The sequence below is a fragment of the Desulfobacterales bacterium genome (assembly GCA_021647905.1).
Classification (GTDB): domain Bacteria; phylum Desulfobacterota; class Desulfobulbia; order Desulfobulbales; family BM004; genus JAKITW01.
The window spans coordinates 1-12178 of sequence record JAKITW010000081.1; the positions used below are offsets into that span (position 1 = coordinate 1).

At 56.0% G+C, this 12178-nt stretch carries 6 protein-coding genes; all 6 read right to left on the bottom strand.

Annotated elements, in window-relative coordinates; genetic code table 11:
• The coding region (locus L3J03_10915) for a PAS domain S-box protein (GenBank protein MCF6291492.1) at positions 1-3322 on the bottom strand (3322 nt) is incomplete at its 3' end.
• A 52-nt stretch (positions 3323-3374) separates the two neighbouring features.
• Positions 3375-4439 carry a response regulator gene (locus L3J03_10920; GenBank protein ID MCF6291493.1) on the bottom strand — a complete coding sequence of 355 codons (1065 nt, stop codon included), beginning with the start codon at positions 4437-4439 and terminating at the stop codon, positions 3375-3377.
• Positions 4440-4452: 13 nt separating this feature from the next.
• Positions 4453-6483 carry a response regulator gene (locus tag L3J03_10925; GenBank protein ID MCF6291494.1) on the bottom strand — a complete coding sequence of 677 codons (2031 nt, stop codon included), beginning with the start codon at positions 6481-6483 and terminating at the stop codon, positions 4453-4455.
• Between the two features lie 88 nt (positions 6484-6571).
• The gene (locus L3J03_10930) at positions 6572-9775 is read right to left on the bottom strand and encodes a response regulator (protein MCF6291495.1); all 3204 of its coding nucleotides are present in this window, start codon (positions 9773-9775) and stop codon (positions 6572-6574) included.
• Positions 9753-10838, bottom strand: a complete 1086-nt coding sequence (locus L3J03_10935) for a protein-glutamate O-methyltransferase CheR (GenBank protein ID MCF6291496.1) — start codon at positions 10836-10838, stop codon at positions 9753-9755. Before L3J03_10935 ends, L3J03_10930 begins: the two co-directional genes overlap by 23 nt.
• Before the next feature lie 235 nt (positions 10839-11073).
• A complete protein-coding gene (locus L3J03_10940; GenBank protein ID MCF6291497.1) occupies positions 11074-12150 on the bottom strand; it encodes a DUF3524 domain-containing protein in 1077 nt (358 codons plus the stop codon).
• Between the last annotated feature and the right edge of the window lie 28 nt (positions 12151-12178).

The following is a 12178-nucleotide window of genomic DNA, read 5'->3' on the forward strand; positions in this document are numbered from 1 at the left end:
GCCCCTGCTCCAGGAATCCGTTGCGAACAATGGTGTCCGCGGTATAGCCGCTCAGAAACAACGTCTTGATATCGGGCCGTTCAGCCCTTATCTCGTCATAGGCCGCCCGGCCGCCCTTGTTCGGCATGATCGCGTCAAGGATCAGCAGGTCTATCCGGTCCCGGTTCTCCCGGAACCTCTGCACTGCTTCTAATCCGTCCACCGCCTCGATCACCGTGTAGCCTTGTCCCTCAAGGATCTGCCTGGTCACCGCTCGCAGTTGCTCGTCGTCCTCGGCCAGGAGCAGGGTCTCGCTCCCGGAGGCCGCGCCTTCCACCACCACCGGCGCCACCACCGGCGCCACCACCGGCGCCTCTTGCCGCTCTTCTCCGTCCATGGGCAGATAGATCGTTATGGTCGTCCCCTTGCCCGGCTCGCTGTACACATTGATAAACCCCTTGTGCTGCTTGATGATCCCGTAGGTCATCGCCAGCCCCAGCCCGGTGCCCTTGTCCACCTCCTTGGTGGTAAAAAATGGCTCAAAGATCTTCTTGCGGGTCTCTTGATCCATGCCCTGGCCGGTGTCGGAAACAGAGACAACCGCATAGCGGCCCGCCTTGCCGTAGCCGTGCATCTGGATATACTCCTCGTCCATCTCCACTGCATCGGTTTTCAGGATCAATTTCCCGCCCCCGGGCATCGCATCCCGGGCATTGGTGGCCAGGTTCATCAGGACCTGCTCGATCTGGATGCTGTCCGCCCTCACCACCGGATCCTTGCCGGTCAGCACCGTCCTGATCTCGATATCCTCGCCAATGATCCTGGAAATGAGTTTCTCCACCCGCTCGACCAGCAGGTTCAACCTGACCGGCCCTGGATGCATGACCTGTTTCCGGCTGAAGGCGAGCAGGCTTGAGATGAGCTTGGCGGCCCGGTCGGCCGAGGAAAGAATCTTTTCAACTATCTGTTGCTGTTTCTCGTCGAGCGGCTGCATCAGCAGCACATGGCCGTAGTTGATGATCGCGGCCAGGATGTTGTTGAAGTCATGGGCAACCCCGCCGGCAAGCCGGCCCACCGCCTCCATCTTCTGGGCCTGCCGCAGTTGTGCCTCCAGTTTCTTCCGCTCGGTGATATCATTGATGACCTCGATTACCGAAACGACCCTCCCCTCTTCTTTCATCGGGTAGGACCTGATCTCCACATAAACGGGGTTGCCGTCCGTATCGTAATGGGTGTGCAGGACCACATGGGACTCGCCGGTCTCAAAGGTCTTTTTGGCGGCGCATTCCTCGCCCATCTCGTAACATGGTCGGTCGATCTGGTGGGAGACCTCGTAGCAATATCGACCTGTCACTTCCGCGCATTCTATCTTAACCTGCTCGCAATAGGCCCTGTTCGCATTGAAAATCCGGTACTCGGGATCAATGACGATGAGCCCCTCGCCAATGCTTTCCAGCAGGCTGGTTACAAAAAGCTCATACTTCCTGCGCTCGGTGACGTCCCGGCCGATTCCGGTTATCCCGTAGATATCGCCCTTTTCATCCCGCAGGCTCGATCCGGTGAAATAATAGGCCAGCATCTGGCCGCTCTTTGTAACTATTCTGAGATAAACCTCGTTGTATCCCTTTTCAATCATTGCTGAAATCGCGGCCGATGACTTTTCGACATCTTCCGCCGGAAAGATGTCAAGGACCGACATCCCGGCGATCTCTTCCGCTGTATAGCCGGTTACCCTTTCCAGTGTTTTGTTCCATACCGTAAAACGATGCTCCAGATCCAGGGCAAAGAATATATCAGGTAAGGTATTTACGGTATCCACGAACTTCTGTTGCTCGACCCTTAATTTTTCCTCGTTCAGCTTGTGCTCGGTAACGTCGTCAAAGATCGCCACGATATCGCCGGAGGGCAGTTTATAAACATAATTTTTATACCAGGCCACCAGGCGCTGGTCCCTGTACAGGGCAGCGGGGTGATGCTCTGATTTTCCGCTTTGCCATACCCTTTGAAATACGTCAAAAAGCCCGAAATCCTTTATTCCGGGGAATATCTCGGTTATCTTTCTGCCAATCACATCTTTTTTATTGGACGCGGTCAACCGCGTGCCAGCGGCATTCATATCCCTCAGGACAAAATCCGACCCATCCGCCACAACGGAACAGACCGCCACCCCGCTGCTCATGTTGTCAAACAGCTCCCTGAACCTCGTCTCGCTCTGCCGGAGCAGTTCCACCGCCTGCTGGCGGTTCACCCATGCCCTTGCCAGGAACAAGGCGCCGAAAAAGACAAAAACCAGCACCACCGCGTCAAGGAGCAGGAGTTGGCCTAAAAGCAGGCGCGAATTCGCATACAGCGCGGCCAACGGTACCCGGCTGACAAGCTTCCAGTAATACTCCCGGGCGGACAGCAACCCGCGGCTCGGCGCAAACGGCCGGTCCGAGCCGGTGCTCGACACCTGGTCTTCGGACAGGGGGCGCACGGTTACAAATGAAGTTAAACCAGCGGCAGTAATAAACTGGCCGCTCTCCGCGCCGTTTATCCGCTGCCAGTCGTCGGCAAAGGCGTTTTTAAACGAGCGCTCCTGCCGCTCTTCATACATGAACCCCCACTCGTTGTCAGGCTCAGGCCCGATGAGCCAGTATCCGTCGGAGTTGATAAACATCAGCCGGCCCATGCCCTCGTCGATGGGATACTCCCTGATTTTATCAAGCAGCCTTGAGCCGAAATAGTTAAGGAGCAACACCCCCCGCTTCCGGCCCTGATCGTCAAAAACCGGGGTCCCGAAACGGATCATCGGTTTCAACGGGGTCTCAATCTCGCCCTTTTCAATGTTCAGGTCAAACGGGGAGACATAGACCTCGCCCTGACCAAGCTGAAAGGTGTCCTTGAAATAATAACGCTCGCCCTTGAACTGGAGTTCGCTCCGGTCCACGATCAGCGGCTCGCCGTTATTGAAGTTGATCCTGATCATCTCCATACCGGTCTCGTCCAGAAAACGGATCTGGTCATATAACCCCTTGTCATATGAGAGCCGGCGAAAATCCTCGGCCAGGTCATCCCGGGCCGGCGAGGCGCCGTTCTGCTGAAGAAATCTTTTCAGCTCCACCTCCCCGCTCAGATACTTCAGGTCTGATATCACCGAGTCGAAATCAGTGGCGATTGTTCCTTTTATTGCGGACAGCACCCCGGCCTGGTGGAGTTTGATCAGCCTGATTTCGTTTTTAACATCCAGGTGATGGATCACCGCGGTGATAATTATGATAATTGCCAGGAATGGCAAAAAAAGCAGAAGAAAACGCTGCCGGATTTTCCTTTTCAATATCCGGGCGGGCAACTTGTCTTTCATTGCGGCTTTCCTTGGTTATATCTTGATCAGGGGTGCAGGGTGCAGGGGTCACTCACGACTCGGCATGCTTGCGGTATATTTTCTCGAAATCCGGGGCCAGGGCCTTAAACGCCGCCAGGATATCGGGATCAAAATGTCCGGGCTCGGTCCGGCCGTCGCCCTTGGTGATGATCCCGAAGGCCTCCTGGTGGGTCAACGCGGGCTTGTACGGCCTCTTGCTCATCAGGGCGTCATACACGTCGCAGATCATTACAATCCTGCCCTCGATCGGGATTCCCTCGCCCTTCAGACCGTTGGGATAGCCGGTGCCGTCCCACCTCTCGTGATGATTCAAGGCAATCGATGCCGCCATCTGCAGCAGAACATGGTCCGAGCCGGCCAGCATTTGCGCGCCGAACACAGTATGTTTCTTAATGGTCTCGAACTCCTCTTTCGTAAGGGCGCCCGGTTTCAACAAGATCCCGTCTGGTATGGCCACCTTACCGATATCATGGAGTAAACTTGCATAGGTTATGGTATTGACAAACTCTTCCGGCATCTTGAGGTGTTGGGCAATTGCCTCGGAATAGTCCCCTATTCTTACTATGTGAAAACCGGTATCAGCGTCCCGGTACTCGGCAACCGTGGTCAGGCGCAGGATCGTCTCCTTGTTCAGGGCATCGATTTTTGCAAAGGCGGCCCGCAACTCCTCGGTCCTCCTTGCCACTGTCTCTTCAAGCTCATGCTTGTAATTCTTCTCCAGCCGTATAAGCCTGCTGTAATCAATCGCCCTTGTTATCGTATGGAGGAGATACTCCGGCTTGAACGGCTTGGAGATAAAGTCAAAGGCCCCTTTTTTAACCGCATCGATCGCCAGTTCCAGCTCCGCATAGGCGGTCATCAGGATTACCGGTATCTCGTTGTTGACGCCGTGGATCTGCTCAAGGAGTTCAAGCCCCGAGACCCCGGGCATCTTGATGTCGGTCAGCACCACATCAAACTCCTGCTCCCTGACCAGGGCCATGGCCTGCTCGGCGTCTTCACAACCGGTTACGCGGTAGCCGATCCCTTTAAGCAAGAAGGAAACCGAGTCAAGCATATTGGGATCATCGTCAACAACAAGGACCCTATGATTCATTTTTTCATTTCCATCATTCATCCAGAATTCCCCTGATTTTTTTTAACAGCTTGGCCGGGGCCACCGGTTTTGAGATAAAATTCAACCCCTGTTCCAGAAACCCGTTCCTGACAATGGTATCCGTGGTATAGCCGCTCAGGAACAACACCTTGATACCGGGCCGTTCAGTCCTTATCTCGTCATAGGCCGCCCGGCCGCCCTTGTTCGGCATGATCGCGTCAAGGACCAGCAGGTCTATCCGGTCCCGGTTCTCGCGGAACCTCTCCACCACCTCTTGTCCGTCCGCCGCCTCGATCACCGTGTAGCCGTGTCCCGCCAGGATCTGCATGGTGACCGCCCGGAGTTCCTCGTCGTCCTCGGCCAGGAGCACGGTCTCTCCCCCTGTTGCCGGGGAATCCGCGGGCAACGGCGCCTCGGTCTCTTGCCGCTCTTCTCCGCCGGCAGGCAAATAGATCTTTATGCTCGTCCCGTTGCCCGGCTCGCTGTACACATTGATAAAGCCGCCATGCTGCTTGATGATCCCGTATGACATCGCCATTCCCAGTCCAGTGCCCTTGTCCACTTCCTTGGTGGTGAAGAACGGCTCGAAGATCTTCTTCCGGGTATCTTCATCCATGCCGCGGCCGGTGTCGGAGACAGAGATAACCGCATAGCGGCCCGCCTTGCCGTAGCCGTGCATCCGGATATACTCCTCGTCCATCTCGACCTCATCGGTCTCCAGGGTCAATTCTCCGCCCCCGGGCATCGCATCCCGGGCGTTGGTGGCCAGGTTCAGCAGGACCTGCTCGATCTGGGTGCTGTCCGCCATTATCACCGGGTCCTTGCCGGTGGACACCGTCCTGACCGCAATCTGTTCGCCGATAATCCGGGAGATGAGTTTCTCCACCCGCCCGACAAGCTCGTTCGGCCTTACCGGCACGGCCTGCATCACCTGTTTCCGGCTGAAGGCGAGCAGACTGGTGGTGAGCCTGGCGCCCCGGTCGGCCGAGGAGAGAATCTTTTCAACTATCCGGTGCTGTTCCTCGCTGACCGGCTTCATCAGCATCACATGGCCGTAGTTGATGATCACCGCCAGGATGTTGTTGAAGTCATGGGCAACCCCGCCGGCCAGCTGGCCCACCGCCTCCATCTTCTGGGCCTGCTGCAGTTGCGCCTCCAGTTTCTTCCGCTCGGTGATGTCCTCTCCCGAACTCAAGGTGCCGACAACCTCTCCGGAATCGTCTCGCAACAGGCTGTTGTGCCAGAGGATGCGTATCCGCTCGCCGCTATTGTTCAGAACCGGACTCTCATAATATTCATTCCGCCCAAGGACCCCGGCCATCAACCCGCTGAACACTGCCCTGGCCTCATCCCGGGCCGCCTCGGGCAGAAAATTATCAAACCAGTCCCTGCCGATGATATCTTCCCTGGGGTATCCCAGGACGTCGCAGCCCTTTTTATTGATAAGATTCACCGTTCCGGCCGGACCCAGGGCCAGCAGGATTGCCCCGGCAATGTTCAGATAATGTTCAGCCCGGTCCCGTTCCCCCTTCAGCGCCTTTTCGATCTTTTCCCGCTCAATGATCTCTCTCTGCAGCCGTTCATTGGTGTTCTTCAATTTTTCAGTGCGTCTCCGAACGGTTTCTTCCAGGTTGTCCCGCGCCTCCTCCAGCAACATTCTCTGCCGGTACATGGCAAGGTAGACAGACACCTTGCCGAGCAGAACCCGCGGATTAAACGGTTTGGTAATAAAGTCAACCGCGCCCGTTTCTATCCCCTTTACCAGGTAATAATCCTCGAAAAATATGGCGGAGATGAAGATCACCGGCAGATAACGGGTCCGCTTTTGCCGCCGCATCAAGGAGACCGTTTCAAACCCGTCCATGTCCGGCATCTGGACATCGACAAGGGCCAGGGCGAAATCATGGTCAAGGGTCTTTGCCAGGGCCTCGCGGCCCGATGTTGCGCGGATGATCTCCGCGTCAAGCCCGGCAAAAACCTTTTCAAGGGCGACAAGATTCTCCACCCTGTCGTCAACGATGAGTATTTTAGCGGATTGCTTCATTTTTTTCCCTGGTTGCCGCGTGTGGTTTGCCGCCGGCCCCGGATGCTCGACCGGTGGTCGCGCCACCCTGCGCGTGGTTACGCGGATCTTACCGGTAAAGCCATACCCGCAGAATGTTCAGCAGCCGGTTTATGTCCACCGGCTTGGAGATGTAATCGGTGGCGCCCGCATCCATGCACTTTTCCCGGTCCGCTTTCATTGCCTTTGCAGTGACCGCGATGACCGGCAGGTCCTTGAACCTGGGCTGGGCCCTTATTCGGTCCATCACCTCGTAGCCGTCCATCACCGGCATCATTATATCCAGCAACACCAGGTCGATGCCCGGCTCTTTGTCCAGGATTGCCAGGGCCTTCTCCCCGTCAACGGCCTTGAAGACCTCCATGCCCCTGTGCTCAAGCACCTTTGAGAGGGCAAGAATGTTACGCATGTCGTCGTCGGCCACAAGCACCTTCTTGCCGGTGAAATGCTCCTCCATGTCATACAGACTCTTGATCATCTCCCTTTTCCGTTCAGGGAGATTCTCCACCACCCGGTGGAGAAAGAGCGCGGTCTCGTCAAGGAGCCGCTCTTCTGATTTTTCCCCCTTGACAATGACCGACAAGGCATATCTCTTGAGTTTGTACTCCTCCTCCCGGGTAAGCTCCCGGCCGGTGTAAACAATCACCGGCGGCATGATTTCGACCTCGGAATGGAGCCTTTCAAGAAATTCGAACCCGCTCATCCCGCTGAGATTAAGGTCAAGGATGATGCAGTCGAACCGGGTCGTGGACAGCTTTTCCAGGGCCTCCTCGCCGCTGTCCACCGCCACGGTCTCGATGTCCTGGTCGCCGATGAGTTTAATTATATTGTTTCTGACCACCTCCTCATCCTCGATCACCAGCAGCACCTTGTCCTTTTCTTCGATACTCTCCCGGTCATCGTCAATGGAAGGGGCGGGCAGTGGAGACCCGGGCGCCCCGGCCGCCGCTCCGGCCGGGACCGGCGGTGCCGGGGTAAACCCCACCGGCAGATACACGGTAAACGCCGCCCCCGGGCCGGTCCCGCTCTCAAGCTGTATCTCCCCGCCCAGAAGCCTGGCAAGCTCCCGGGAAATGGAGAGCCCGAGTCCCGTGCCCCCGTATTTGCGCGCAGTGCCGCCGTCCACCTGCTGGAAGGCCTCGAATATCTCCAGACGCTTGTCCCCGGGTATGCCCGGCCCGGTATCAGCCACGGTGACCGCAATGCACTTTTCAGGGGCAAGCGCGCTCCTTGAAAGGTCGGTATCAGGCCCGGGTTTGTGGAACCGGACCGTTACCCCGCCTTTTTCCGTGAATTTTATCGCGTTTGAGACCAGGTTCTTTATTATCTGGTCCAGCCGCTGGGGGTCGGTCTTTATTGACCGGGGCAGCCCCTTGTCCGTCTTTACCTCAAGCTTAAGCCCGGCTTCCTCTGCCAGGTGTTTGAAATTAGCATGAACACTGTCTGCTATATCGGAAAATTCAACCTCTTCAACGTTGAGCGTCATCTTGCCTGCCTCCACCTTTGCCAGGTCGAGTATCTCGTTGATGAGTTTCAGGAGATCCTTGCCGCTGTTATATACGATGGCCGCCGCCTCGAGCTGGTCATCGTTCAGGTTGCCTTCCTTGTTTGCGGCAAGGTCCTGCGCAAGTATCAGCAGGCTGTTGAGCGGGGTGCGAAGTTCATGGGACATGTTGGCAAGGAACTCCGACTTGTACCTGCTGGTGGTCGCCAGTTCCTCCGCCTTCCGCTCAAGGTCCATTTTGATCCGCCGCAAGACCCGGTTTTTCTCGGCCAGTTCATCCTGCTGGGCCTCAAGCACCTGTGTCTTTTCCTCAAGTTCCTTGTTTATGAGCTGAAGTTCATTCTGCTGGCTCTTCAACTCCTCCTCGGATGCCATAAGTCTCTGGGTCTGCTCCTCAAGCTCTTCATTGGAAGACCTGAGTTCTTCCTGCTGCACCTCAAGCTCTTCCGCCTGTAACCGGGTGTTTTCCAGAAGTTCCCTGGTCATGTCACGGGAACGGGCCGAGTTTATTGCTATGGCGACACTGTCCATCACAAAATCAAGAAACTCCAGTTCAGTGTCTGAAAATTTTCTAAAAGCGCCGAGTTCCATCACCCCGACCACCTGGTCCTCATGAATAAAAGGAACAACAACTATATTCGCCGCCACGGCCTCGCCCGCCGCTGAACGGATACGCATATAGTCTTCCGGGATATCGGTAAGGGATATCATCTTTTTCGAATGCGCGGCCTGGCCCACCAGGCCTTCCTTAATCCCGAACCTCTCGTTGAAATCCCCGGGCCGGTCAAAGGCATAACCGCCGGTCAGGTCAAGCGCGGCTCCTTCCCTGTCCAGCACATATAATGCGCCTGTTTTCGCGTCCAGATATTCGACCAGGAACCTGATGACATTATCCGCCAGCACGCCAATCTCAAGATCACCGCTCATTTCCCCGCTTAATTCGTTCTGGCCCGTCTTGATCCAGTCCCGCCTTTTGGCGTCCGCGGTCAGCTTGCGCAGGGAATCCGTCATCTCGTTGATCGAACGGCCCAGTCCCCCCACTTCGTCGTTCTGGCTTATCTTGATCGGACGTTCAAAGTTGCCCCTGGCTATCTCCTTGACGCCCTTGACCATCTCATTGATGGGGACCGTAATGCTTCTGGTGATTAAAACGGCCACGGTGATGCTTAGCAGGAATATCATTCCAGTGATAATGAGCGTGAACATCAGCACCCGTTCCCTGGTGGCCTGGGCGCTTTTGTAGAAACTCGCGCCCTTCTTGTTGGCAAAATCTATCATCGCGTTTATATCGACCAGCAGGTGCTCAATATACCTTGCCCCCATTCCCTTGGTGATATCCGCGGCCGCTTGCCTCTCCCCCTTGACCATCAACCGGATCACCTTGTCCCTGATCACCTTCCAGCCGGTAAACTCCTTGAGTGATTCCTTAACCACCTGCTTGTTACCCGGGAACCTGTCAAGGACAATATTGAACAATTCAACGGTCTCTTTTTCGCGGGCATCAACAATTGCCGCCGCGGCCCTTATCCCATCGATATTGTTTGCCAGGGCAACATCCTTCATGGAACGGTGCATGGCGGTTATGTTCATCCTTATATCCCTGACCGCATTGCCGACCGTCATGGAGTGATCGTAAAGATCCCTGGTCAGGCCGGCCAGTTTCTGCATCGCATTGATGGATACAAAGCCGGCGATCAGGGCCAGGACTATTACAAATAAAAACCCACCGCCCAGCCGCCATCCGATATTAAGGTTGCCGATCTTCATCATCCACCTCCATCCAGACGTTATTCAAGCGATCCGTTACCATCCCGCGGCCGTCTTTTTTCTGGTAGATCTTTTCTTTTTTTGAAAAAGATTTGAAGTTTTCAGCCACCCCGGAAAACCGGATGCTCTCCTTGGCCCCCAGGCATAAAAAGCCGTTGTGGATCAGGCTGTCGTTCAGCAGACCGAGAACCCGGTTCTGGAGCCTTTTATCAAAGTAGATAAGAACGTTCCGGCACAGTACCAGGTGCATCTCCCCAAAGACCGAGTCCGAGATCAGGTTGTAATTGGCAAAGACGATGTTCTTCTTCAACTCCTTGTTCATTATTGCGGAGTCGTACCTGGCCAGGTAGTAATCCGAAAACGACGACCTGCCGCCCGCCTCCAGGTAGTTACGGGTAAATTCCTTTATCCTTTCAATGGAGAATATTCCCTTTTTCGCCCGGTCAAGGGCCTCCTCGTTGAAGTCCGTGGCATATATCCGGGCCCGGTCATAAAGCCCCTCTTCCCGCAGCAGAATCGCCATGGAGTAGGCCTCTTCTCCGGCGGCGCAGCCTGCTGTCCAGATCTTGACAAAAGGGAATGTCTTCAACATCGGCACCACCTTGTTTCTGATGGCCTTGAAGACAAAGGGGTCCCTGAACATCTCGCTCACGGTGATACAGAGGGTGTAGAAGAACGACTCAAAAAATGATTTGTCATGGATGATCCGCGGAATCAGCTCGGATATCCGCGCGACATCCGTTTTGCCGAGAAAATACTCGGTCCTTCTTCTGAACGAGGCCTTGGCGTAGTGACGGAAATCGTAGCCGTACCGCCTGAGGATCGCCTCCTTGAGGACTTCAAGTTCAATATCTTCAAGATCGGTCTTGTTCAAGCTCATCGTCCGGGCCACCTGCGATAACGGCTCGGGGAAGCGCACCTGTTGCGCCCCCGGTGAACGGTTATGGGAAAAATAGAAGATTAAAGACAACAACGACAAATCGAGCCGGAGCCGGAGCCGGTGCCAGGGCGGAAACGAAAAACCAGGAAAGGATCGCTGGTACTTCGAGGGGTTGGGCGCCGCCATGCCTTGTTGCGCCCTACCAGGGTACCCGGGTGGAGAGAAAGGGCGATCATTGAAAACAGGCCCCTTCCTGACAAGAACCGGCTCAATTTGATCCTACCATAAGTTCGTAACGGGCTTTGGGAACCTTGTCAACAAAAAGTCCGCCCGCTGACAGGATGTTATCCATGGGTCCGGCCCTGGCAGCGGGCTGAAATCCATCGACAAAACCGAGCCCCAGCCGGTTTTATTCCATGAATTACGGCGGCCCGGTAATCCAGGCCCGGTATTTTTCAGCAAGCAGATCCCAGGAAAAACGGCCGGTAAGGGTTGATGATTGTGCCGGAGTCATCCTCGAATCCTTCTTGAGCAGGTCGGCCAGTTGGCCAGGCAACTCCCCTGGCCGGTACAGGAACCCGGCCGGAAAGAGTTCCGGGTAGGAGAGGCGGTCCGGCAGCAGCGGCCGGCAGCCGGCCCGCACCGCCTCTATCACCGCGATCCCGTAGAATTCGTGCCTGGCCGTTGACACCACCAGGTTGCCGTGCTTAAGCCAGCGGATATACTCTTCCCTGCTCTTGACATAGCCCCAGTGCAGAATCCGGTGCGCGAGCCTTTGTTCGGCCTCAGCAAAAATCTCCGGCCGCCGGGCAAAGGACTGGCCCAGCATCACCAGGAAAAAGTCAATCCCCTGCCGGTCAAGGGCATACAGAACATTAAAAAAATCCTCCGGGTTCTTGTCGTGCTCCCAGCGGTGGTTCCAGACAATTACCGGATGCGGATGGCAAGGGCCGGCCGGAGTCGCATCGATATCAGTGAAATCAAGGCCCGGATGGAGAATGACGGACTTGCCGCGAATCCGCCCGGAAAAATCCTCCCATGCCGGACCGCGCATGTCAGCTGCTTTTTTCACCAGGGTTTCGGCCCCGGCCAGAAAGGTCTCCAGGTTGTAGCCGGAATTAAAGGCCAGCCGGTCCGAGGCCAGGGCAGTGGTGTAGTTGGTCAGGGCAAAATGAAAATCCCGCTCGTCATCGACCCGGACCGGGTAGACAAACTGGTTCTCATGATAATAGGTCAGCAGCTCCACCTGCCTGATCCAGGGCGGAGCCAGGGCCCGCAGGGCGGCCACATCGACAAAGGTGGAGCAGAGTACCCGGTCCGGCACCTCCATATTCCGCATCAACTCGGCAAAATAGGGCGCTGCCAGCCGCATCCGCCATTTCCACTTGCGGGCCGACAGGGTAAGCAGCTCAAAACGCATGGGCAGATAACGCCGCAGCCCCTGGAGAAAGGATTTATGGGAACCGCCGTAATAGGGCTCCAGGACCAGGATCTTCATGTCAGGGTTACAGGGGTCAGGGGTCAGG